Origin of the sequence: Phormidium sp. CCY1219, from assembly GCF_035615515.1 — a bacterium.
Taxonomy (GTDB): Bacteria; Cyanobacteriota; Cyanobacteriia; order Cyanobacteriales; family Laspinemataceae; genus CCY1219.
In genome coordinates, this window is the sequence record NZ_JAJENT010000406.1 from 1 (window position 1) to 24889 (window position 24889).

General features: G+C 52.1%; 18 protein-coding genes. 11 read left to right on the forward strand and 7 right to left on the reverse strand.

The genetic code is table 11. The features are described from left to right. The first annotated feature begins 454 nt into the window (after window positions 1–454). Both LKK83_RS08655 and LKK83_RS08660 read left to right on the forward strand, forming a co-directional pair. Complete coding sequence (locus LKK83_RS08655) at window positions 455–1351, forward strand: vitamin K epoxide reductase family protein (RefSeq protein ID WP_324630672.1); 897 nt, start codon at window positions 455–457, stop codon at window positions 1349–1351. Between the two features lie 212 nt (window positions 1352–1563). Beyond that, window positions 1564–1953 carry a hypothetical protein gene (locus tag LKK83_RS08660; protein WP_324630673.1) on the forward strand — a complete coding sequence of 130 codons (390 nt, stop codon included), beginning with the start codon at window positions 1564–1566 and terminating at the stop codon, window positions 1951–1953. Window positions 1954–2233: 280 nt separating this feature from the next. On the opposite strand, the gene LKK83_RS08665 is transcribed toward LKK83_RS08660, so the two are convergent. Continuing rightward, window positions 2234–3187 carry a S1C family serine protease gene (locus tag LKK83_RS08665; protein ID WP_324630674.1) on the reverse strand — a complete coding sequence of 318 codons (954 nt, stop codon included), beginning with the start codon at window positions 3185–3187 and terminating at the stop codon, window positions 2234–2236. Window positions 3188–3522: 335 nt separating this feature from the next. On the opposite strand from LKK83_RS08665, the gene LKK83_RS08670 reads away from it, so the two are divergent. Continuing rightward, window positions 3523–5130: an outer membrane protein assembly factor BamB family protein gene (locus tag LKK83_RS08670; RefSeq protein WP_324630675.1), complete on the forward strand. Its 1608-nt coding sequence runs from the start codon at window positions 3523–3525 to the stop codon at window positions 5128–5130. A 120-nt stretch (window positions 5131–5250) separates the two neighbouring features. Next, the gene (locus LKK83_RS08675) at window positions 5251–5724 is read left to right on the forward strand and encodes a TspO/MBR family protein (RefSeq protein ID WP_324630676.1); all 474 of its coding nucleotides are present in this window, start codon (window positions 5251–5253) and stop codon (window positions 5722–5724) included. Window positions 5725–5833: 109 nt separating this feature from the next. Here the strand turns inward: LKK83_RS08675 and LKK83_RS08680 are convergent, their stop codons facing one another. The 4 genes from LKK83_RS08680 to LKK83_RS08695 form a co-directional block, all read right to left on the reverse strand. Further along, window positions 5834–6325, reverse strand: a complete 492-nt coding sequence (locus LKK83_RS08680) for a hypothetical protein (RefSeq protein WP_324630677.1) — start codon at window positions 6323–6325, stop codon at window positions 5834–5836. Between the two features lie 193 nt (window positions 6326–6518). Next, the gene (locus LKK83_RS08685) at window positions 6519–8105 is read right to left on the reverse strand and encodes a B12-binding domain-containing radical SAM protein (RefSeq protein ID WP_324630678.1); all 1587 of its coding nucleotides are present in this window, start codon (window positions 8103–8105) and stop codon (window positions 6519–6521) included. A gap of 169 nt (window positions 8106–8274) precedes the next feature. Continuing rightward, a complete protein-coding gene (locus LKK83_RS08690) occupies window positions 8275–8613 on the reverse strand; it encodes a zinc ribbon domain-containing protein (RefSeq protein ID WP_324630679.1) in 339 nt (112 codons plus the stop codon). Window positions 8614–8674: 61 nt separating this feature from the next. Next, window positions 8675–9049 carry a hypothetical protein gene (locus LKK83_RS08695; RefSeq protein WP_324630680.1) on the reverse strand — a complete coding sequence of 125 codons (375 nt, stop codon included), beginning with the start codon at window positions 9047–9049 and terminating at the stop codon, window positions 8675–8677. Window positions 9050–9199: 150 nt separating this feature from the next. Between LKK83_RS08695 and LKK83_RS08700 the strand changes: the two genes are divergently transcribed. The 5 genes from LKK83_RS08700 (at window position 9200) to LKK83_RS08720 (ending at window position 18124) form a co-directional block, all read left to right on the forward strand. After that, window positions 9200–9403, forward strand: a complete 204-nt coding sequence (locus LKK83_RS08700; RefSeq protein ID WP_324630681.1) for a hypothetical protein — start codon at window positions 9200–9202, stop codon at window positions 9401–9403. 160 nt (window positions 9404–9563) lie between these two features. Continuing rightward, on the forward strand, window positions 9564–11834 hold the full coding sequence (locus LKK83_RS08705) for a two-partner secretion domain-containing protein (protein ID WP_324630682.1): 2271 nt from the start codon (window positions 9564–9566) through the stop codon (window positions 11832–11834). 298 nt (window positions 11835–12132) lie between these two features. Then, window positions 12133–14874 carry a CHAT domain-containing protein gene (locus LKK83_RS08710; protein ID WP_324630683.1) on the forward strand — a complete coding sequence of 914 codons (2742 nt, stop codon included), beginning with the start codon at window positions 12133–12135 and terminating at the stop codon, window positions 14872–14874. Window positions 14875–14917: 43 nt separating this feature from the next. Then, the gene (locus LKK83_RS08715) at window positions 14918–15877 is read left to right on the forward strand and encodes a DUF928 domain-containing protein (protein ID WP_324630684.1); all 960 of its coding nucleotides are present in this window, start codon (window positions 14918–14920) and stop codon (window positions 15875–15877) included. Between the two features lie 3 nt (window positions 15878–15880). Then, a complete protein-coding gene (locus LKK83_RS08720; protein ID WP_324630685.1) occupies window positions 15881–18124 on the forward strand; it encodes a CHASE2 domain-containing protein in 2244 nt (747 codons plus the stop codon). Between the two features lie 554 nt (window positions 18125–18678). Here LKK83_RS08720 and LKK83_RS08725 read toward each other — a convergent pair. Next, window positions 18679–19686: a pentapeptide repeat-containing protein gene (locus LKK83_RS08725; RefSeq protein WP_324630686.1), complete on the reverse strand. Its 1008-nt coding sequence runs from the start codon at window positions 19684–19686 to the stop codon at window positions 18679–18681. A gap of 36 nt (window positions 19687–19722) precedes the next feature. On the opposite strand from LKK83_RS08725, the gene LKK83_RS08730 reads away from it, so the two are divergent. Further along, window positions 19723–20763: a hypothetical protein gene (locus LKK83_RS08730; protein WP_324630687.1), complete on the forward strand. Its 1041-nt coding sequence runs from the start codon at window positions 19723–19725 to the stop codon at window positions 20761–20763. Between the two features lie 516 nt (window positions 20764–21279). On the opposite strand, the gene LKK83_RS08735 is transcribed toward LKK83_RS08730, so the two are convergent. Next, window positions 21280–21480, reverse strand: a complete 201-nt coding sequence (locus tag LKK83_RS08735; RefSeq protein ID WP_324630689.1) for a hypothetical protein — start codon at window positions 21478–21480, stop codon at window positions 21280–21282. A 216-nt stretch (window positions 21481–21696) separates the two neighbouring features. Here LKK83_RS08735 and LKK83_RS08740 point away from each other — a divergent pair, with 216 nt between their 5' ends. After that, window positions 21697–24474, forward strand: coding sequence for an HAD-IC family P-type ATPase (locus LKK83_RS08740; RefSeq protein WP_324630690.1), 2778 nt, complete (start codon window positions 21697–21699; stop codon window positions 24472–24474). Window positions 24475–24889: the final 415 nt, after the last annotated feature.

Below are 24889 nucleotides of genomic sequence, written 5' to 3' on the forward strand. Positions count from 1 at the left end.
GGGTGGCTATTTTGTATCGGTTCATACCGTTTTGTTTTAGCCGACCGTCGGATTTACAATCCTGTAGGGGGTTCCAGCCTTTAGGGGCTGTATTCCTTGCCCCGCTTACGTTTCCGGAATTTACCATCCACTTTTGCGGGAACGAATCGCACTTCCCTTTCACTGTTATAGCGCAACAGTTACAACCGCTTGCACTGGGACATTAAACCCCTGCTCGGCTCCATAATGCCCAGCCTACTCCTTGTGATGAAATCTTCGCGAAGGATTTAAAAAAAAATTGCCGGAATAAAAATCTGTGGCGCTGAAGAAAAGTCGCACCAAACCTGTGGGCAAAATGCTTGACGGCCTAGACTTTCCCCCAAACTGGAGAGTTTATACTAAAACCAGAAAATGCGAATCGTTGCCCTTGCAGGGGGTGACAATCGAATCACTGAAAATACAACCGGAGGTTTTCATGCGTCGGAGACGTTCTGCGCCCTGGATTCATCGCCAGTCCCGTTTTATTTTAGGGGCGATCGCCACGGTGGGTGCCATCATCACTGCTTATTTGGCGATCGTATCATTTGCCGGGGCTTCGGCAGCCTGTCCCACGGAAGGCTGCGATAAAGTCCTAGAAAGTCCCTATGCTACGGTGTTTGGTTTGCCGTTAGCCGTTTATGGTTTGCTCGCTTATCTGGCAATGGCGGGCATGGCGGTGACCCCTTGGTTAGTGCCGTCGGAGTCGAACAAATCTTTGCGATCGCAGCTAGAAAATTGGACCTGGCTGGGCTTATTTGCCGGCGCATCGGCCATGACCATTTTTAGCGCCTATTTAATGTACGTAATGACCTCAGAAATTCAGTCATTTTGTCTGTACTGCATTGGCTCGGCTATCTGCTCTCTGGCCTTACTTATTTTAACCCTAATCGGTCGCGAATGGCCAGACATGGGACAACTCTTTTTTGTCGGCATTGTGGTGGGAATGATTACTTTAGTCGGTACTTTAGCAGTTTATTCCCCGATTCATAGTCCCCGCGCCGACTCAGCAGGCGGCTATGCGATTACCACCACTTCCAGTCCGGCTAATGTTGTCTTAGCCCAACATCTCTCCGATACGGGGGCAAAAATGTATGGCGCATTTTGGTGCGGTCACTGTCTGGATCAAAAACAATTATTCGGTCAAGAAGCCGTCAAAGAACTCACCTACATCGAATGCGACCCCAACGGCGAAAATCCACAACCGAATCTCTGTCAAGCTGCCAATATTCAAGGCTATCCCACCTGGGAAATTAACGGCCAACTTTACTCTGGCGCGCGTTCTTTAGAAGAACTGGCGGACTTATCTAACTATACCGGACCGCGAGACTTTTAAGCGCCCTAAAGGACGCCAGAACTACCCCGCCACTGCATTTTGACTGGGAAAAAACCTGCACCCCCTGCTATTTTTCGATCGCCATCCAGTGGAATCTCGGGGGAACACTTGCCCAGCGGATGCAGTCAGTTGAGCCATCTAGCAAAGAGGCGCGATCGCTCCTGCAAAGGAATCGACTTTTCGCGCCTTGTCAAACACTTTCGGTCACTCCCATGAAACTTGCCAAAAAAATTCAACTCCTTTTATTTAGTGCGGGTTTTGCCTTGTGTTCCGGTCTCGTTTTCTCCCCCCCCGCTACCGCTAAATTACCAATTCCCGATTTAGCGGCAACTTGGATGATGCTCGAGGGTGAATCCTATCCCATCGTGCGCGCTTTACCGATTATTCTCAATCGCACCGGTGGCGGCAGTTATGGTGATTTTATCACCACCGATCGCAGTGCAGATGGTCGTTACGAACTGGTCGAATTAATCGGCGGCATGAGTTCGGAAAGTATCTTTTCCTACAGCGCCCGCACCGCCTTTAGAAAAGCCAGAGTTAAAGATAATCTCACCGGACAAGTTATCGAGGTCTTAATCCCGCTAATTGTCCGCTACTTGTAATCCGAAATCCGCCTAAAAAAGCCCCGCCCCTTCCAGGAGGCGGGGCTTTTTTTCTCGTTTTTTCTCGTTCCCCCCTGGGGGGAACGCCCTCCCCGAGGCTCCGCCTCTCCATAATTTGTCAAAATAATTGGCAGTTTGAATGATATTATACCGAAATAAAAACAACACCGCGCCCGATAAATTGTCGGCAAAATTCAATAAGTGAATAAGCCATAAATACCGCAAAAAAAAAAGTCCGCCACGGCGGACTTTTTGGGAGAATCGAGACAGGGGTCATGGTTCAAAAATTCACCCGCACGTGGGCCACCCGGCGTCCTCGTCCCACGGTGAGAATGGCGGAACGCGGACGAGTATTGAGAAAAGCCAGCAGTTGTTCTACGCGCCGCAGACGCCGCCCGTTGAGGCCCAACAAGCGATCGCCGGCCCGCAATCCGATTTCATCCGCTACGGAACCGCGTTCTACGGATTGCACCACAAACCGACGGTCGATCGCTACTCCCAAGCGCGGCGGGGATTCGGGCGATCGCTGGCGGGTTTCGGGTGGCGACTCGGCGACCCTGCTGGAGCGATTTTGGGCGATAAAGGTGCGCGCCACGGTGGCGGAGGTAGCAAATCCAATCCCGATATTGCCACCGGTGCGACCGGGGCTTAAAATAGCCTTATTCACGCCAATCAGTTCGCCTTGGGAATTGAGTAGCGGACCGCCGGAATTCCCGGGATTGATCGCCGCATCGGTTTGCAAGTCGCCATTGTCGGCGATCCGACTGAGAATGCCGGTGGTCAGGGTTCCGGACAACCCAAACGGACTGCCGATCGCATACACTCGTTGCCCGACGCGAATCCCATCCGGGTCGGCAATTCTCACAGTGGGTAGGCGATCGCGGGTCTGCAACCTCACTAATGCTAAATCGTTGCGGCGATCGGTGGCAATCACCTGCCCCACGTACCGTTCCCCCTCACTGGTCATCACCTGCACTCTGCGGTTTCTGGCGTCGCGCACTACATGGTCGTTGGTTAACACCAACCCATCCGCACTGATAATGCTGCCCGATCCGGACCCTCGCCCCGCCTTGATGGTGACTACCGCCGGACTGGCAATTTGATAAACATCAATCGTCGTTTGTTCTTCTACACTAAATTCGGCGGCGACTGTGGGAACGGGAAGACTCACCACCGTTGAACTCCCGACCAAACTCGCCGACAAAACTCCCAACAGCAAACTTTGAGGTTTCATGGCCTTTTCACTCAACCGATCCAACTGACAATTTCGCACGCAAAATCTATTCATTCCAAGACGCAGCCGGGAGTTGAAGGTTCCGATCGCACCCCCGAGGGACGCTCTTCACCCCCCTTTGTCTCCATAGCCACTTTCCCTGTTTCCGCTATTATTATAAACAACCCCACCGACTCACCGTTTCCATCCCCCATCCCAAAACCTCTGGGGATGCCCCTAAAGCAGTACACACCCTACCCACTCATTCATTTTCCAGCTATTGCTCGAAAATGACATACCCTATTCAACCCATTTTGTCAAGCAAAATTTTCCGCGATCGGGGAGTTTTTACCACTATGATATTCACCAGAAGACAGTTTAACAAACGCGCGCTCCAATTTGTTCTCGGGGCATCGATTCCGCCCACATTGCTGCAAGCTTGTCGGGCGAAAACTCCCCCAGTCATCGCCCCGCAAACTAACATTTCAAACACGGTTAATGGCCAAGTCAATACGATGTTGGCGCAGATGACTGTAGACACGGAATTGTTAGTCCCCACCTTCCTCGGAAATGACCAGCGCCGATTTTACGGACGCGGCATTCCGGAGGGCTTAAATATACTGGATAAATTCCCCCTCGGAACCGGGAGAACGCGGGCCGGAATTTGGAAAACCTGGAGTGGTGCGGGATGGACCGGACAGCCAACTCTGACCAAAGATAGAGGCAAAATTTATCTGATTATCGGGGCCTATGACCACAGTTTGCGAAAAATCGATATCGCCACCAACGAACAGGTGTGGCGCTATAAATTCGATGATGTGATTAAAGGCTCTTCTACGATTTATCTCGACCCTACTGCAGATGAAGACAATCAAATTGTGGTGCTGCAAGGAAGTCGCTTGGGTAACAAAAATTCCACCTCTACACCAAAGCCAATTCCCAGTTTTCGCGCCCTGTCTTTTAGAACTGGGGAAGAACTGTGGAAACTAGATATCCGCAAAACCAATAGCTACAGTCGCGATAACGATAGCAGTGCGATAGATTTAGGCAATGGCATGTTATTTAATGCCGGGGAAAATGGAATCGGATATTTTCTCAATAGTTCCACCGCCTCGGCAAGGATGAAATCCGGACTCAAACAACCGCCAATTTTAGCAGAAGTTAAACTATACGAAACCTCGGACATTTCCCGCCAAGGGGGCAATCTCGTGACCGAATCTTCCCCGGCGCGATTGGGAGATAAAATATTCGTGGCGGCGGGTTCGGGGCATATTTATGGGATTAGTATCGAAAGCCAAACCATTGTCTGGGATTTCTTTACGGGGTCGGATTTGGATGGGAGTGTGGTTATCTCTAAAGATGACAAACTATTTTGCGCTATAGAAAAACAATATATTCCCGGAAAGGGCGGGGCAATTAAGTTAAATCCCAACCGAAATCCGTCGGATGCGGTGGAGTGGTTTCTCCCCACGGGAAATCGCAAGTTTAGCAGTTGGAAAGGGGGGATTATCGGGTCGGTGTCGTTGAATGATGAATACAACCCGGATGGCGCGTTTCCTGCTTTATTCGCCACTAGCGCGATCGATGGCAATTTGTATGTGGGGTCGCAACATAAAACCACGGGCAAAACGGTGAAAGGCCCTTGGCGAAAGCAAGAGTACGATACGCCGTTGGTTTTATTTCAAAAAAATATCGGCGGGTCGATTTCTACGCCGATTTTTACTGAGGGGAATAAGTTAATTGCTGCTGGGTATAATGGGGTGTATATGTTTGACCTTTATTTTGAACCCACGTCTCCGGATAATCCAGAGGCGGTGGAAAATTCCCAGGGGGATTTTTTGCGCGTAGTGGTGGAAGAATCGGGCCGGTTTAAACCGGGCATTTCTTTTGAAGCGACGCCGGTGGTTTGGGATGGAATTGTCAGAATTTGCGCCCGGGATGGATGGTTGTACACGTTGGGATAGGTGGTTGTTGGTTGTTGGTTATTGGTGATTGGTGATTGGTTGAGGGTCTGAAATGCGAGGAGAATTTTAAATTGGCTATACTGGAGGGGTTTTTTGGGGGATGCAAGTGGGAGGGAATTGATGATTAAATCTTGGATGGCGATCGCGGCGGTTACGGTATTGGTGGCGGTGGTCGGAAATCGGCTGAATAGTGACGATATTCGCTGGTTTAATCGCCTACAGCGTCCTCGATGGTTGACGTTTGAACGGGCAATTCCGATTATTTGGACGGTGATTTTTATTTGCGCGGCGTGGTCTGCAGTTTTGGTATGGGAGGCGGATCCGGGTAGCTTGCAAACTTGGGTGTTAATGGGGTTTTATTTAGTCCTGGAGATGGTGACGATCGCTTACACGCCAGTGATGTGCAAGCTTCACAGTCTGATGGTGGGGACGATTGTTGGGGGAACTGGGGCGCTGTTAGGATATATGTTGGCGGTGAGCGTTTTTCCGATTTCCCTGTGGGCGTTTGGGTTGTTAGTTCCCTATTTAATTTGGAGTCCGATTGGGACTTATACCACTTGGGCGATGATTAAATTGAATCCGGAAGATAAATAGGAAATGCCGCGATCGCCCTAAAAGGTTTGTGGCGCGATCGCAGCCAAAATTAGCCGTTTTGGTACTTGACGCCAGACGGAATTTGCGATCCAAGAATTGGGTCAATTCATTACGGAATTTCAAACCAACCGCCGGTGTCGCCGCCCGCCCAACAACTGTTGCCTTCACAGACCTCGGGAAGGTTATCGGCGCAGAGTTGTTTGAAGCTCTCTTCTGCGCTAATATCGGCTTGTTCGTAGTCTTGCGGACGACAAATTTTGCCGTCATAGCTTCCGGGAACTCGCACTTGTCCCATGACGTGAATGCCGCCGCCTACGGAATAAACGCTTTGCTGTGGATTGCGCGAATAACAGGCAACATAGCATCCCGGTTCGCCGATGAATTGATTGGCGGTGGGGAGTACGGTTTCTTCAAAACCGGGAGTCGGGGAATTGACTACGGAAGACTCTTGGGTGTAGACAATATATTCGGCGGGAAGAATAGCCCGATTCGGGTCTGGATCCGGTCTGCCTTCGATCGCGATATTTGATTTACAGCTTGTCAAGCTAGCAGTGAGGGCTAAACTGGCGATCGCCAGTGCTTTGCGATGGTCCGTTATCACTTTAGTTTACCCCGTATAAAGTGCTTTTTAGCTTAACTCAATCCCGCAGATATCGTCAAGGTTTTTCGGACAAACTTTAAACTTTTCTGGAATAATTTCCCCCCAATTTTGCCGCCTTTTTTCTCTGTACAAATCATCCTTTTCAACTCCCCCGTGTCGGTTTTATTCCATGCCGGGGGAGTGGGATTCCCGATTAAGCCGCTGCGGATTCTTGCACTGATTCGCTGGAAGATTCTGCTGCTGCTTTTGCAGCTAAATACTCTGCCAGTTGGCTTTCAATTTGGTCGCGGACGATCGCGCGATATTCATAAAAATGCTCCAACAAGCCGCAAACCGCTAAATAATGGTCGCAAACCCGAGGATTGTGCCGCAAAATGCTGAATAAATAAATCCAGAATTTAAAGCGGGTTTCGCGCACAATCCCTTGTCGCCAACACAGGGTCAGCAAGGCGCGAATGGTACCCCAATTCAGTCGCCGCCGGGGGACCGGATTGCGGGGTGCTCCCATCATCATAAAATGTCGGTAGGTGCGGTCTAAATACCGCATGGGGTCGTACAGTTGCCAAAATCCGTCGATATATTCCCGGGCAATCTCTTCTAGAGGACGAGTGGGAACGAAGTTCATTAAAGTGGTTTGGTTCCCATTACCCATTTGACTGTTGAGGCGCTTTTCTTTCTCTAACCGATGCCAGAGGGCGGTATTGGGAAGCGCTTGCAACATGCTAAACATTGCCATCGGAATGGAGGTTTTTTCCACAAACTGCACGATGCGCTCTCCCGCCCCGGGTTTTTCCCCATCAAATCCGATAATAAATCCAGCCATCACCCGCAGTCCCGCTTTGGTCATCGCCTCTACGGAATCGCTGAGAGAATCGCGGGTATTTTGGAATTTTTTAGTTAAGGTTAAACTCTCGGCATCGGGGGTTTCGATGCCTAAAAAGACCACGTAAAAATTGCATTCCACCATCTGCTCTAGCAGTTCTCGGTCTTGGGCTAAATCCACAGAGGCTTCGGTGAGAAAGCGGAAGGGATAGCGGTTTTTTTCCAGCCAGACTTTTAACTCTTTAAGCAGCAGTTTCACATTACGTTTGTTGCCGATAAAGTTATCATCGACTAAAAATACCGCTTGGGTAAAGCCGAGTTCTACCAGGCGATCGAGTTCCGCTAGCACTTGGGCGGGACTCTTGGTGCGCGATTTGCGTCCGTAGAGGACGATAATATCGCAAAATTCGCATTGAAAAGGACAGCCGCGCGAAAATTGAATCGCCATTGTATCGTAGGCGTGGCGGTCTAATAAGTCGAAACGCGGAATGGGGGTTTGGCTGACATCTGCTTTTTCGCCGTTGGCGCTAAATACGCCGCTGGTTTCGCCTTTTTCGAGGGCTTCTACGAACATGGGCAGGGTAATTTCCCCTTCATCTAAAATCAGATAATCCGCACCGGCTTGGCGCGATTCGTCAGGTAAGGCGGTGACGTAAGGCCCCCCCACTGCTACCCGCTTTCCGCGCCGTTTTGCTTCGCGAATTTGTGCCAGTAAGTCCTCTTTCTGCACGATCATGCAGGAGAGAACCACTAGGTCTGCCCATTCCCATTCGGCTTCGGTGACTCCTTCGCTGATGTTGCGATCGACCAATTTATATTCCCATTCTTGGGGCAAAATGGCGGCAACGGTGATTAAACTTAAGGGGGGTAAGAGTGCTTTGCGACCGATTAACTCTAAGCCTTTTTCAAATGACCAGAAACTTTTTGGAAACCGAGGATAGAGCAGTAAAACTCGCATAAATGATACCAGGTACACGACAGGGAATCCCATCCGAGATTGCGGATGGATTCTTGGGTTATAGCTTTTTAAGATAGCTCAAATTTTGAAAATTTGTAAAAAAATAGCTGAGCGGTAATAACTCAGCTTGGGAAACCGAAATGTGGAGTTATGACTGGCAGTTATTGGGTCAGTCTCCCAGTTTTGTTTTTAAGTCCGGATAGGTGCTGCGATCGCCCGGTGTGACGATTTTACTTTCTCCATCGGTGGCGGTGACGTTTTCATATACCCCCTCGTCTCGCTTCACCAGTTTGCTGAATCCTTGACTCTTTAAATCGCTGTTTCCGGTGGGGACAATGACGGCGGGGGCGCTAATTAAGCGGCGCACTGGGGCGTCTGCTGGGGTCTCTCCGGGATCGAGCTTTCCCAATCGGCATAACTCGCCCCAGGTTTGCGCTTTATCGTGGATACTGTGGGTGACTTCCAGCTTGACATTGGTGCTGGGACATAAATAGGTATAGACCGGCATATGGATAGGCTCTATCTAGCAGTCTAGGTTTGATTTTTTGACACTGAACCTTGATTTGCTTTCATCCTAGCTGCATATCGGCGAATTCGTCAACTTGATTGCCGATTCCTCCCCAGGCCGATCGCCGATGAATTGAGAATTGAGAATTGCCAATTGCCAATTGAGGCCGGCTGTGTCTGCCGAGACTGCAACTTGCACATTGCACAAAGGAGAGAGGGACTGGGGGAGCGAAGGCGGGCCGTTTCCCCGGGGTAGGCTCTGCCCCCACTGGGTTAAACCATTGCCCAGCTTGGCGATTTTTGCCGATTTTTTCAATTCTTAATCTTTCGGCTCCTGTATTCATGCAATTTATCAGTAAAAATACGTAATTTTTGCCAATTTTATTAACAATAATAGTGAGTTTTTCGAGGGTAGCGATCGCAGGTTTTCGTGACAAAACTCACGGTAAATTGTGATAAAAAACACACCGAAAAACGAGAGAGCTATGCCAGGATATTCATCAGAAGCTACACCACCACCGGGACATATCCCATTGGACTAAAGATGCAGCTTGATTCTCTCAAATAGCGAACGAAGGAGAACTCTCATGTCTCGCAAAACCTCTCTCGCAATTGCCCTCAGCTTAGCCATGACTGCTGTAGGAGCTACAGCTTCCACACCAGCGCGATCGCTAAGTCCAGAAAATTTACCAGAGCATTCCCTATCCGTTGAAAGCCTGCTAGAAAAACCCGAGGCGCAGCAAAATCCCCTAGGGTGTACTCCCGTTCCTTTTCCGCCCTGGTGCATTTAATCTTCCCCAAGATTTAGCCAAGAATCAGTGCAAATACTGAATCAAATCGGAGGGGGAACTTGCCCGAAATAAAAAATAGGCGTCTGAGCAGATTACCCATTGACTCAGCACGCCTTTGCAATTTAAAATAGGAGGGAGAAATCACCGGACGCGAAAACCGATGAAACCGCAATGGAACCGACTGTTTGGGGTAGCGGGGTATTTGGCAGTGCTGACCCTGATGCCAATGGCTACCGTGCGGGCGCAAATTGCCGGGGATGGCACCCTCCCCACCCAAGTCATCCCGGGAGAAAACGGCAGGTTTGCGATCGAGGGAGGGGCGCGGGTCGGCGATCGACTGTTTCATAGCTTTCGCGAATTTTCCATCCCCACTGGGGGCGCGGCGGTGTTCGAGAACCCCCCGGAGGTGCAAACGATTATCAACCGGGTGACGGGAAACGAGATTTCCCACATTGATGGCATTTTAAAAGCCAATGGGGGAGCCGATCTGTTTGTGCTCAATCCGAATGGGGTGATTTTCGGACCGAATGCCAGCTTAGAGATTGGGGGGTCGGTGGTGGTTTCTTCTGCCGATCGCTTGCTATTTGCCGATGGTACGGAATTTAGCGCCCGGGACGGTTCCGCGCCCCCCTTGCTTACCCTCAGCGTGCCGGTGGGCCTGCAATTTGGAGCCAATCCCGGGCCGATCGTCAATCAGTCGGTTGCCAATCCCGACGAAACCCTCGGGGGAGTGCCCAGAGGACTGCAAGTGGGGGCGAATCGCACGTTAGCCTTGGTGGGGGGAGAGGTGCGGTTGTCTGGGGGATTTCTCACTCCGCCGGGAGGACGAGTGGAATTAGGCAGTGTGGCGGGCAACAGTGAAGTGCGCCTGAATTCCATCCCCAGCGGGTTTGCCCTCAGCTATGACCCAGGGTCGAATTTCCGCGATATTACCCTGTCTGGGGGAGCTACCATCGATGTGACCGATCGCTCCCCGGGGGGTGGCAGTGGCGCGGTGCAGGTGCAGGGTCGCCACGTGCGACTGCTCGAAGGGTCACAAATTGCCTCCTTTACCGACGGCAGCGTTTCCGCCGGCCCGATCGCGATCGCCGCGTCAGAGTCCGTGGAACTGATCGGCACTGGCACTCGAGGGTCTGTGGTACTGCCCACCAACATCGCCACCACCACCGTGGGGGATGCAAATGCTGCTGACTTGAGGATTACCACCAAACGGGCGATCGTGCGCGATGGAGCCGGCATTTTTACCAGTTCGGTCGCCTTCCCGACGCAGAATCCCCAAGGAGGCGCGGGAAACCTCACCATTCATGCCTCCGAGTCCGTGGAAATCCGGGGCGACGCTGAGGACCTACCCAGTACCCTAGAGGTGGAAACGCGCACCGACGGCGATGCCGGGGGGTTGGAAATCTTCACCGGGCGACTGATGGTGCGCGAGGGCGGGAAAATCAGCGCCTCCACCAGGGGATCCGGTCGCGGGGGCACGATCGCGATTTTCGCCTCCGAGTCCGTGGACATCAGCGGTTCTCCCTCGGTCAACCCTGCCCCCGCCGATGGCGCGATCGCGACCAGTTCCCTCATTCCGGGTCGGATCGAAGCACTCAGTGAGGGCGCGGGGGATGCGGGAAATTTGCGCCTGGAAACCGATCGCCTCCGGATCGCCGACGGCGGACAAGTGGCGGTTAGCGCTACCGCCACCGGTGCTGCCGGCAACTTGGAAATCCACGCGCGAGACCTACAGCTCGATCGCGGCGGGACTCTGAGCGCCGAAAGCGCTGCCGGCACCCGAGGCAGCATTCGCCTCCAGGCGCGCGATATCGAACTGCGGCGCAATAGTTCGATTACCACCACCGCCACCGGCACTGCTTCTGGCGGGAACGTCACCTTCACCACCGGCACTCTCACCGCCGTGCAGAACAGCCAAATCCTCGCCAATGCGATTCAAGGTGCCGGGGGCAATATCCAAATCGACAGTCAAGGTCTTTTTATCGCCCCGGATAGTCTGCTGTCTGCCAGTTCTGAATTTGGGGTTTCCGGCACGATCGCCATTAATACTCCCGAGGTGGATCCGAGTTCCGGATTGGTGGAATTGCCCACCCAGGTGCAAGACCCCAGCGGGCAAATTGTCATCGGATGTGCGGGGGATGAAGGCAACTCCTTTACCGTTACCGGACGCGGTGGGATTCCCGCTGACCCCACCGCCACGATTCGCCCTCAGATTCTCTGGCGCGATCTGCAAGATTTTTCCCCCGCAGACCATCGCGATCGGCCTTCCCAGTCCGCCGCAACCCCTCCCATTGCCCCCTCTGCGCTTCCCCTGGTGGAAGCGCGGGGTTTCGCTGTTGATGCCCGAGGCAATGTCCGATTAGTGGCGGATAAGTCCGCTCGAAATCCCGATGGGTTCTGGCATCCGGCGGCGCAGTGCCCTTTACCTTAAGCCCATGTTCCCGCCAGGGTTCCGGCGATCGAGCGAATTGCCCTACGTCTTTGAGGGGGAATCCCATCGTTAATCATTGGTAGGCTGGGCAACGAGTTGCTTTCCCTCCTCCCGTTTTTCTAGCCAAAATTCCCGTTAAAATGATGATAATTCGTGATAGTTAAACCCATTAAATCAGGCTTAATTGTGGTAAAGTTAATTGAATCCTTAACCGGGGGGTGAAATTCACTGCCAAGGGATTTGCGATCGCGCCACCTGTCACGGTCATCTCAATATCCAGGTTAAGAGCGACAACCCAATGGAAAAGCACCCGCGCCAGCGCCTAAGATATCGCCAAAATGCCAAGAAAAAAGGCTATTCTCTCGGTCTTTTATTGGTGTATGGTTGCCTGAGCTTTCTGTTCGTATTGGTCACTTCGCCCGCGATCGCCAACCATGCCCACCCACCTGGGTCGATGATTTGTGCTGCGTCCGAATCGGTGGTGGGTTCTAATTGCCGGGAAAATCCAGGCGCAAGTGAATTATTGCATTTGCCGGTAGGGGCGATCGCTTCTGTGCCAGAACCTTCCGCAAGCAATGGCAATTTGCAACGCGCCCGAGAACTGTATCGCAGCGGGCGACTGTTTGACGCCGCCATGTTGTGGGAACAAACCGCGCGGGAATATGAAGCGATAGGCGATAGGTTCAATCACGCCTTAACCTTAAATTATCTCTCCTTTGCCTATCAAGATTTAGGGGAATGGGAAAAAGCTGCTTCCCGGGTGCAATCGAGTTTAAATATCCTGGAAAATCAGGACAACCTGGATAAGCGCGGAATGGCGATTTTGGGGCAAGCTTTAAATACCCAAGGCAGTTTACAACTGGCGATGGGGGACGCGCAAACTGCCTTAGAAACCTGGAAACAAGCGCAATCCGCCTACGATCGCGCCGACAATGAAATCGGCCAGTTGGGCACTCAAATCAACCAAGCCACTGCTTTGCAATCTTTGGGACAATATCGACAGGCAAAATCCTTGTTAGAGTCCTTAGTAGTGCAACTGGAAACGCAACCGGATTCCCTGCTGAAAGCCGATGGATTGGCAAATTTAGGCATTGCTCTGCAAACCATAGGCGACATACGACGTTCTAAAGCCATTTTAGAACAAAGTTGGGAGATTGTCCAGGACTTTCATGCCCGGGATAAAATTGGGGTGATTTTGTTGAGTATTGGGAATATTGCCCGAGATTTGGACAAACCGAATATTGCCCTGGCATACTATCGAGAAGCGGCGAAAAATGCCGGGGATACTCTGTTTGAGGTACAGGCGAAACTGAACGAACTGAGCCTGTTGGTAGAAACTGATACCCTGCCCGAGGCGATCGCCTTAATACCGGAAATTCAGGGGGATTTATCCCGGTTAGTTCCCTCGCGGGCGGCGGTGTATGCGCGGGTGAACTTCGTTCATAGCGCGATGGGGTTGGAGTCCAAAACTACCGGGTTACAACTGCACGAATTACCCCAATGGTCTGCCACTGTTGCTGCTGATATATTAGCCTCGGCGGTACAAGAGGCGAGAGACTTGCGCGATCGCCGCGCCGAAGCAGCCGCATTGTGGCAACTGGGCAAACTCTACAGCAGCGAAGAACAATGGCAAGAAGCCAAACAGCTCACCCAACAAGCGTTGGCAATGGCGCAAAGTGCCAATGCCGAGGATATTGTTGCCCGCGCTTCCTGGCAGTTGGGTCGGATTTTGCAACAGCAGGGAAACACCACCGAGGCGATCGCCGCCTACGGTCACGCCTTCGACACCTTGCAATCCTTGCGAAACGATTTAGTTGCCATCAATCCCGAGGTGCAGTTTAACTTTAGCGAAAGCGTCGAACCGATTTATCGCGAATACGTCAGCTTGCTGCTGCAACCCAATGCCTCCCAAGGGAATCTGCGCCAAGCGCGCGAAGTAATGGAAGCCTTGCAATTGGAGGAATTGGATAACTTTTTTCGCGATGCTTGCATCAAAGTGAAACCCGCCGCCATCGATGAAATCGACCCGCAAGCGGCAGGGATTTACCCGATTATTTTACGCGATCGCTTAGAAGTCATTCTGTCGATTCCCAATCAACCGTTGCGGCATTATACCACAATTTTGCCGCGCCCCGAATTGGAAAAAATCCTGGAAAACTTGTACTCTTCTCTCTATATCGGGTATTCTAGTAATGAGCGCATACAATTATCCCAGCATGTTTATGATTGGCTGATCGGACCTGCCGAATCCGACCTAGAAGCCAACCAGATAAAAACGCTCGTGTTCGTCCTCGATGGGTTCTTGCGAAACCTGCCAATGGCGGCTCTGCATGATGGAGAACGCTATTTAATCGAGAAATACAGCATCGCACTCAGTCCGGGGTTGCAGCTCTTTCCCGAAGGTCTCGAGGGAAAAGAACTGCAAGTATTAGCCGGGGGACTCACGGTAGCGCGCCAGGGTTTTTCCTCCCTCCCCGGCGTGCAAGCGGAAGTGAAACAAATTGCCGCGATCGCCTCTGAGGGGTTCATAGATGCCGAGGTGATGCTCGATGGCCAGTTTACCCGCACCGCCTTGGAAAAACAGATGGACCGTCATCGGTTTCGGGTGGTTCACCTGGCCACTCACGGTCAATTTAGTTCTAACCCAGAAGAGACCTTTTTGCTTACCTGGGACGACCGGATCGATGTGAAGGAATTCGCGCAATTGCTGGAAAATCGGCAACAAGGCAGTTTGCGTCCGATTGACTTATTGGTATTGAGTGCGTGCCAAACCGCCGCCGGAGACGAAAGAGCGACCTTAGGAATTGCCGGATTTGCCTTGCGATCCGGGGCCAGGTCTACCTTGGCCACCCTGTGGTCCGTGAGCGATCGCTCTACCGCGTTGTTGATGAGCGAATTTTACGCGCGACTGGCGCGATCGGGGGGGGGTGTAAGCAAAGCGGAAGCTTTGCGTCAAGCGCAAATTAAGCTATTGCACGATTCCTCGTACAATCTGCCCTATTATTGGGCACCATTTGTATTAGTGGGCAATTGGCTATAAAATACCGGGGTTTTCACAACCGTGTTATCGAGAGGTCAGGATAGTGAACGCCAATATTACAGATTATTACACCCGAAAACATTGGGTCGCGATCGCCGCTACCAGTGTACTGGCGATCGGTATCGGAGGCACTAACGCCGCCAATGCCAGTTTAACCCCCAAACCGGAGGGACAACCCTCCCGTGGAGGCACTTTAATCAGCTTGGAATTCATCCCGCCCAACGATGAAGCCCCCGCCGAAACCGCTGGGGGCGGCACTCGCGGTGCCAGAATGCGATTCCAACCCCCTGTAGAAGAAGCACCCCGCAATACCGCCGGGGGCGGGACGCGCGGGGATATCACCTTCAAACCGCCGGGGGAAGAAGCACCGGTTAACACCATTGGCGGCGGGACGCGCGGAGATGTTACCTTCAAACCGCCGGGGGGAGATACCCCGGAAAACACCGTTTCTGGGGGAACTCGTCGCGATGAGTTCCCCTCCCCGATCGCAGTGCTTCCCGAAACCAATATCGGACGAACCGCGATCGCCCGTCCCACCTTCTTCGTTTACCTGCCCGCCAGCGCCACCAATCGGGTCTTTTTTAGCCTACAAACTGCCTCCGGGGAAACGGTATATCAAACCACCCGGGCGATTTCCGACCCAGTGGGAATTGTCAGCTTCACCCTCCCGGAAGACGCCCCGGAATTGGAAATTGGGGAAAACTATCAGTGGTTTTTTGCTCCCCTGCAAGCAGGGGAAATGCTCGGTCCGGATAGTTACCGGATTACCGGATGGGTGAAGCGGGTGGAACCGCCCCGCACAACGGGAGATATTTCCGCACTCGCGCCAGCAGAATTGGCGGAGGTTTATGCCGCATCGGGCATTTGGTACGATACCCTGGCGGTGTTAGTCTCGGAGTTGCAAGCACAGCCCAATCCTACCCTGGCGGCGGATTTGGCAGACTTGTTAGCTCAGGTGGGACTCGAAGCGATCGCCACTGCGCCTCTCGGACCGCAACTGTAATCGATGATGGGGCAAATCTGGCAGCAAATCCGACCGATCGCCGAACGTGTGGGACAACATCCCACACTTCGGGCATGGCGAGGGGTGTTGTTCATCGCGCCCAGTGTGACGTTGGTGACTGTCGCCTGTAGCTTTACTGGGGTTTTTCACTTGCTCGAATGGGCCAGTCTCGATCGCTTTTTTCATCTGCGCCCCCCAGAGACTTCGGACTCGCGCATTGTTATTGTCACGATCGATGAGGCGGATATCAACCATATCGGACAATGGCCGATGAGCGATCGGGCGATGGCGCAGGTCTTGCAACATATAAAAGCCCAAGAACCGGCGGCGATCGGATTGGATATCTATCGCGATTTGCCCGTGGAACCGGGACATGCACAATTGGTGCAGGTGTTTGAATCCACTCCCAATTTAATCGGCATTCAAAAGGTGGGGGGTAATGGCGTTGCTCCCCCGCCCATTTTAAACGATTTAGGTCAAGTGGCTGCGGCGGATTTAATTTTAGATGCGGATGGTAAGGTGCGCCGCGCTTTGATTTTAATCGGAACCGGAAATGGAGAGTTTCGCGAAGGGTTGGGGGCAAAATTGGCCTTGATGTATTTGGCCGATCGCGGGATTGAATTGGAGAGCGTTGATGAAGAAAATAATAGTTATAGATTGGGGGATGCGGTGTTCGTTCCCCTCACCGGAAATGAGGGGAATTATTTGGGGGCGGATACCGGGGGATATCAGATTTTATTGAATTTTCGCGGCGGAATTGACAAGTTTGCTACCATTTCTCTGACTGATGTGCTAGAAAATCGGATTCCGCCGGATTTGATGCGCGATCGCATCGTCTTTGTGGGTACGATTGCCCCGAGTTTGAAAGATAGCTTTCAAACGCCTTACGATAGTGTGGTTTTTGCCACGCCTACCCTGACTCCCGGGGTGGCAATTCATGCAAATCTCACTAGCCAAATTCTCAGTGGGGCGCTACAGGGGCGGGGGATGCTGCAGGCGGCAAATCGTTGGGTGATGTGGGGGTGGATTGCCCTGTGGTCGGCAATTGGTGCGATCGCCACCAAGCTGTTGCTGCAGAACTACCCGCTACAGAAACAGGAATGCTTGAGTAGCGCGATCGCGGTGGTGGCGATCGCCAGTTTTCTGCTGGTGGTTTGCGGTTATGTATCCTTTCTCGGCGGTTGGCTTATCCCGGTGTTTTCCCCGTTTTTCGCCTTAACCGCATCGGCGATTTTAACCGCAAATTCCCACAATCAATGGCAGTTAAAACGGGCAAACCAACAGTTGGAAATGGTCAATGAGAAGTTGGAGGAGTATTCTCTCACTCTGGAAAGCCAAGTGCGCGATCGTACCCGGGAACTCACCGAAACCCTCCACCACCTGCAAACCACCCAAAGCCAACTAATTCAAACCGAAAAAATGGCCGCCTTGGGTCAATTAGTGGCGGGAATTGCCCACGAAATTAACAACCCCACCAGCTTTATTTATGGCAATGTAGCCTATGCTGAAGAATATGCCACGGATTTGCTGGAGATTTTAGAGCTATATCAGGAGTATTATCCCACACCCGAGCCGGAAATTCAAGACCGACTCGAAGAGGTGGAAATCGACTACCTCAAAGAGGATTTTCCCAAACTGCTGACTTCGATGAAAGATGGCGCATCCCGGATTCGCGAAATCGTCAAAGCTTTGCGAATTTTCTCCCGTTTGGATGAATCGGATTTAAAAGAGGTGAACCTGCACGAGGGGCTTGACAGCACCTTAATTATCGTGCAAAATCGCTGCCAGAAAGGCGATGGGGATGCAGGGATTCAGCTAATTAAAGACTATGGCGATTTGCCGCAAGTGTGCTGCTACGCTAGAGAATTGAATCAAGTGTTTATGAATATTGTGACGAATGCAATTGACGCGATCGAACAGCGACAAAAAGAACTCACCGCCGAGGAATTGCAACGCTGTCCTAGTTTTATTAAAATTACTACATCGGTCATCGAAAATGCCCGGGTAGTTATTGCAATTTCCGATAATGGGCTAGGTATCCCGCCATCGATTAAGCATCAACTATTCGACCCGTTTTTTACCACCAAACCAGTGGGCAAAGGCACGGGGTTGGGATTATCCGTCGCCCGTGCGATTGTGGTGGAAAAACACGGCGGCGACTTGCGCGTCTCTTCCCATCCGGGAGAAGGCACCGAAGTGCGAATCGAAATCCCCATTCAATTTTCAGCGTCAACTCACCAAAAGTAATCTCTCTGCTTGGTTCTTGCCTGTAAATGCCTATCCGAAAGCAGACTTGTATCACATACACTGCGATCGCATACCAAATCCGGCTGTCAAAAAAAAGGGTAGCCACTGCGATCGCACCCGTGCAAGCCAAGCGCATAGCCATGCCCGGAAGGGGGTATAGTCCAGGTTGGCGCAGTAATTTTTGCACCACTTGTCTGGCTATGGTATAATTTGCCAAGGCGTTGATATAAGAGCAATTCCGGTTGCCTAAAATATTATGTAGATTGGGGGAAATTTTTTTCGGCAAATATGGCATTTATCAAGTATAGCCCTCAATGCGATCGCAATTTTAACATAAATGCCACAGGGCAACTGCAACCATGACTTTCCGGTGTGGTGGGTTCCACCCTACCCTCGAATCGAGGTAAAAATTATATATAAAATATCCAGCCTGCAAGTTAAATGGCGATTGTTCCTGCATAGCAATTGCCCTAACCGGGTATAATCCTTTAACCCTTGAACAGAGAGGGGTTCTCCGTTTGTTTTGCGATCGGCTTTACACCCGAAAACCAGGGCTATTCCTCCTCATCGGACTCGGTTAATTGAGTTTCATCGAAACGGGCGAGCATCAGCTTTTCCGCCTCATTCCAACAGGTATCGGCGAGAATGGCTTTATTGAAATCGGCATTTTGGATAGTTGCGCCGGTGAAATTAGCTTGAGTGAGATTAGCTTTGTGGAAGCGAGTGCCCCCCCAAGCGGCAATGGCGACGCCTAACTCGCGGATGATGGTATAGCGCTGATAGCCCCTAGCGGCTTTTTGGGTAATGAAAGCAGCGGCGGCGGCGAGGAGCAAGCTGCCAATCCAACTGCCCGCACTTTGGATAAAAAAGCCTCCCACCACGGGCACGATCGCGAAGGTCAGTATCCCGGCGATGCCCACTGTAGAGCGGGCGCAAATCCCCGCCACAGCAACAGCGGCAGTGGAAATAACCGCACAGAGTACCGCGATCGCGCCGCTGACATCTCCCGAATCCATCGCCACCGCGATCGCGCCGCCTACCAAGGCGATGAGAATGGCCACAGCAGCCACCCGCTTCACCTCCACTTCCAGCCCATGCTTGACGATGAAGCGCGCCAGTACGCCCAATAGGATAATAATGACCAAACCGACGCCTACAGAAAAGACTTGCTGACTGGTGAGCAAGCTTTGGATATAATCGCCGGCAAAGGCGGAGATAAACCCAGAGGTGAGAGAGACCAAGGCGCAGAGAACCACCAGGGCGATCGCCCACAGGGGTTTGAGACCGGCTTTGGTGTGGCTGAAATCCGCACCGGTGAGGTTGGCGCGGGTAAAGTTGGTCCCTTGAATTTGGGCACCCTGAAAATTGGCACCGCTGAGGTCTTGGCTTTTAAAAGAGCGCCCGCGAAGATTTTGGCGAGAAAAGTCTCGAGACATAGAACCGATAGAGGGTTGATTGCGAGGGTGGATGGGTGTATTATGGCTGTTTGCTGCTGCGGTATGGCTGCCGATCGCGGCGAGACAACCGCAGGGGATGGCTCTACCATACCGAAATCGTGCCATAATCGGCTATTGCCCACAGATGAAAAGCTGCTCCCAATGGTTCAACGACCTGAATCTCCCACAGAACTAGCCGCCGCCCTAGAGGGCATCACCGAGCTGAATTTTCACCTCCCGGATCCCGAAGATGAGGACATCGAAGAGGTGGAATTCGAGCAGCAGGTTGATAATGCGTGGAAGGTATGCGACCATTTCGACCTGCAAACCGATATTTGGCGCGGTCGAATTTTAAGGGCGGTTCGCGATCGCGAGAAAATCGGCGGCGAAGGTCGAGGTCGGGGCTTTCTCAACTGGCTCAAAGACCGGGAAATCAGTAAAAGTCAGGCATATTCCCTGATCGAACTGGCAAACAGTGCCGATACCCTGTTGCAACAGGGACACCTCGACCCGGACACGATTAATAAGTTTAGCAAGCGCGCCTTTCTCGAAACCGCCAAATCTGCGCCGGAAGTGCAGGAAATGGTGTCGAAGGCGGCGCAGGATGGCGATCGCATCACCCGGCGCGAAGTTCGCCAACTCTCCGACGAATGGACCGCCATGACTTCGGAATTATTGCCCGAAGAAGTGAAGGAAAAAGCCACCTCCGGTTCTTTACCCCCCCGGTATTTGGCTCCTTTGGTGCGGGAAATGGAAAAATTGCCCGACTCCCACCAAGGGTCGATCCGAGAGGAAGCGGCGTTTAATCCCGATGTGGATACGGTCAAACAGTTAACCTCCGACGCGCGCAACCTATCGAAGTATTTAGATGCGGCGGCCCAGGTTCAGGCGATCGCCCACAGTTCCGTAGATTTGGAAATGGCCCTAGAAGAAGCCTTGCGCGTCGGTTGTCTCAATACCGCCGCCGATATGGTCAAACAAGCGGCCCAATTGGAACAAACCGTGGCCAAATTGTACACCACCTGGCGGCGTCTCGGGAGTCTGAGCGATCGCCTCTATGTGGATACCGGCGCGAGTACCCCGAATTTGAGATTGCTGCTCACTTGTCTCGATCGCCTCGCCGGTCAAGCGATCGAAGTGCAACTCGGGGAAGAAAGCGATCGCACGATCCGCCTGCAAATTCTCGGCGACTCGGAATCCTAATTCCCCCGCCGATGATGTCCGCATACCTCGTTCCCCCCCGGGGGGAACGCCCCTCCCGAGACTCCCCTCCCCTCATTCGCTCCCTGCGTGACCCCTCATCTCATCTCCCGTGGATAGTTCCATCGTGCGCCGGGGATTGAAATCGCCCCCGTGCAAGCGAAATCCGCCTACGCTGAGCCAAGTCCGCCTACGCGGGCTAATTTTTTTACATCGATTCCTACAGACAGCATATCAAACCTCTGGGTTGATAACCGCTATGGAACCAAATCGAACATTTTTTGCTTGCTTATGTTCCCTACATAACAACTATATTACTAACTATATTTTTGCTGGACAGCCACCGGGAAGGGAACCGGAAGCGGTAAACTGCACATTTTTAATTGACAATTTTCAAATGCTAATGCTCGATTGCTCATTCCTGCTTGCCCATTTCCTATGGCAACCAAGCGGTTTGTGCATCCTGGGATAACCCCCTGAAACTGTGGGATTTACTCACTGAAAGGGTAATGGCGACAGTTATGGGTGAGTTTGGCTTTCTTTACCACAAGCCGAACATTCTCGATCGCTGTACGCGGGAGCAATGCTTCGGACAATTTTGCCAACCACTTCCCCGTTCTGGTCGCTTTTGGTGTTGATTGGCGACCCTCGGTAGTCACACACATGAGGACTCGCTTCAACTGCTGGGTTTCCCTGTCGCTCTACCCAACCTACTGTCATATTGCCCTTGATGGCAGTCTAAACAAAAGAGCAGAAAGGACGCTAAACCTGTAAAATGAAACAGAGCCATATTGCGCGTCCTCCCCGGCCTAAAGAAGGCAGGGGGTTTCCCCACGGTTGTTTTTCACATGACAAACAGCGTGGCTTATTAAACCAAACCTTAACCGAAAACTAGACCGTTGTTGTAATTAACCTTTTGAATGGAAGATTAGACCCATGAGTGATGAAAATCGCAGTTCAAAGCGGACTGACTGGCACGCTCTTTCCATCGAGCGAACAGCAGCCCAACTGGGCGTTAATCCCAAGAGTGGCTTAACTCAAGCTGAATTTGAAAAACGCCAGGCCGAGTTTGGTCCCAATCGCCTTGAAGGAAAGGCAGGCAAAAGTCCCCTCCTAAGATTTATAGAGCAGTTTAATCAACCGTTACTCTATATCTTAATCATTGCCGGCGCAATGAAATTCTTGTTATCAGAAGAAGGATGGGGAAGTGCTAATGGTTGGGTGATTTGGGGGGTGGTATTGATTAATGCGATCGTCAGTTTTGCACAAGAAACTAAAGCTGAAAATGCTATTGCTGCCCTTTCCTCATCCATCGAAACCGAAGCGACCCTCTATCGAGATGGGGAAAAACGACAAGTTCCCTCCTCGGAGATTGTCCCGGGAGATTTAGTCATCCTCACTTCTGGGGATAAAGTGCCGGCGGATCTGCGCTTAGTGGAGACGAAAAACCTACAAGTCAATGAATCCGGGTTAACGGGAGAATCCACTGCTGTGGAGAAACAGATGCAACCGGTGGAGGAGAAAGCCCCCCTGGCCGATCGCCGCTGTATGGCCTATGCGGGGAGTTTTGTCACCTCGGGTCAGGGCTTGGGTCTGGTAGTCGCGATCGCCAAAGACACAGAAACCGGGCGTCTCTCCCAATTGATGGAGAAACAAACCAACCTCATCACCCCCCTAACCCGGAAATTTGACAAATTCAGCCGCCAACTGCTCTATATTATCTTAGGGGTAGCGGCCCTCACCCTAGCGGTGGGCTTAGGCTATGCTGAGGACTTCACCGCCGAGAGCATTAACAAAGTCTTTGAAGCCACCATCGCCCTCGCCGTCAGTGCCATCCCCGAAGGACTCCCCGCCGTTGTCACTGTGGCCCTGGCGATTGGCGTATCTCGCATGGCCAGTCGTCATGCTATCATCCGCAAGTTACCCGCCGTGGAAACCCTCGGTAGTGCTACGGTCATCTGTTCCGACAAAACCGGAACCCTGACGGAAAACCAGATGACCGTGCAAGAGATTTATGCAGGGGGACAACCTTACCAAGTTCTCGGGACCGGATACACTCCCGAGGGGGACATCTGTCACGATAATCAAGCCATTGACTTAGACCAACATCCGACCCTCCGAGACTGTCTGCGAGCGGGATTACTCTGTAATGACTCCCATTTAGCCTTAGAGGATGACCGCTGGAAAGTGGTGGGAGACCCTACAGAGGGGGCATTACTGGTCAGCAGTCGAAAAGCAGGATTTACCCTAGCCCAACTCAATGCCGAATTGCCCCGTCAGGATGTGATTCCCTTTGAGTCCGAGTATCAATATATGGCTACCCTGCATCGGGGGCAACATGAGACCGAAGCCGTGATTTATATGAAGGGAGCTGTGGAGGCGATCGTCTCTCGTTGCGACCAGATGTTAGATGCCCAAGGACAGCCCCACCCCATCGACGCGAAGGAGATTCATCATCAAGCGGAAAACATGGCTAGTTCCGGCTTACGAGTTTTAGCCCTGGCTCGTAAAACCCCCTCCCGGTCTCAGGTTGACCATGAGGATGTGGCCGAGGGCTTAGTCTTCCTGGGTTTACAGGGCATGATTGACCCGCCACGTCAGGAGGCGATCCGGGCTGTGGAAGCCTGTCAAAACGCCGGAATTCGCGTCAAAATGATTACCGGAGACCACAAAGTGACCGCCAGTGCGATCGCCGCCCAAATGCGCCTCAAACGCACGGGAGAGGTCATCGCCTTCACCGGGGCGGAACTGGGGGAGATGTCTCCAGATGATTTTGTGCGAGCAGCGGAAGATGGTGTTGTCTTTGCCCGCGTGGCCCCAGAACAGAAATTACGCCTGGTGGAAGCCCTGCAATCTCAAGGGGATATCGTGGCCATGACCGGTGATGGGGTGAATGATGCCCCAGCCCTCAAACAAGCGGATATTGGGGTGGCGATGGGCCAAACGGGAACGGAAGTTGCCAAAGAAGCCTCGGACATGGTGCTGACAGATGATAACTTCGCCTCCATTGAGGCCGCTGTTGAGGAAGGGCGCACCGTCTATCGCAACTTAATTAAGGCGATCGCTTTTATCTTGCCCGTCAATGGGGGCGAATCTATGACCATTGTCATCAGCGTTCTCCTCGATCGCCTGTTACCCATTCTCTCCTTACAAGTGTTGTGGCTTAATATGATCAACTCCATCGCCATGACCGTTCCCCTCGCCTTTGAACCCAAATCCAAGCAGGTGATGGAACAGCCTCCCCTCTCCCCAAACCGTCCCCTGTTAAACAAATGCCTCCTACAGCGGATTGTGCTGATTTCCCTGTTTAACTGGATTCTTATCTTTGGTGTGTTTGAGTGGGTTAAAGGCTGGGATGCAGGCGCACAGGGAAACACCGAAGCCCTCGCCCGCACTATGGCTATTCAAGCCCTGGTCTTTGGCCGCGTTTTCTACTTAATCAGTTTGAGTCAGATTGGCATCAGCCTCGGGCATAAACTCCGAGGCCACGCCGTGGAGGTCGCCCCAGCCCCCGTGGTTTGGATTGGCATCGCCGTGACGATGGTTTTACAGATGATCTTTAGTCAAGTTGGCTTTATGAACAATCTGTTCTCTACCGCCCCCCTGAACCTGCAACAATGGGGCATCTGTTTCCTGATTGGTTTACCTATGGTGGTCGTGGCGACCCTGGCCAACCGCATCGATCCCCCCAATCAACTCAATGAGACAAGATAGGGAAAAGAGCAATGCCTACTCTCCATTCTCCTCATCAGTACAGGGAATAATATCTCGATCCCTTAAACATTCTCCATGTGGTGTTCATGGGTACATCATTGGATTGTTTCTGCATGAGGAGAATTTCTTCCCCATTACAAATTAATTCCAGCCGCTCTTTTGTCGGGTGGGCAAAGCTAACTTGTGAACGGACAATTTTTAAGCCTCACAAAATTTGCCCACCATACCATATCTCTCAATGCGATCGCCCCTTTTGATTTTTTATGTGAGGCAAGCGATCGTCAATTTGTAGCAGAGTTTTTTCAACCACGAAACCGTTAGGATTCCCCTCCCGTCCCCCTCGTATCCCCCCCTTACCCCCCTTGGAAAGGGGGGGGACAAAGGAATGATTTTTACCTCGTATCCCCCCCTTACC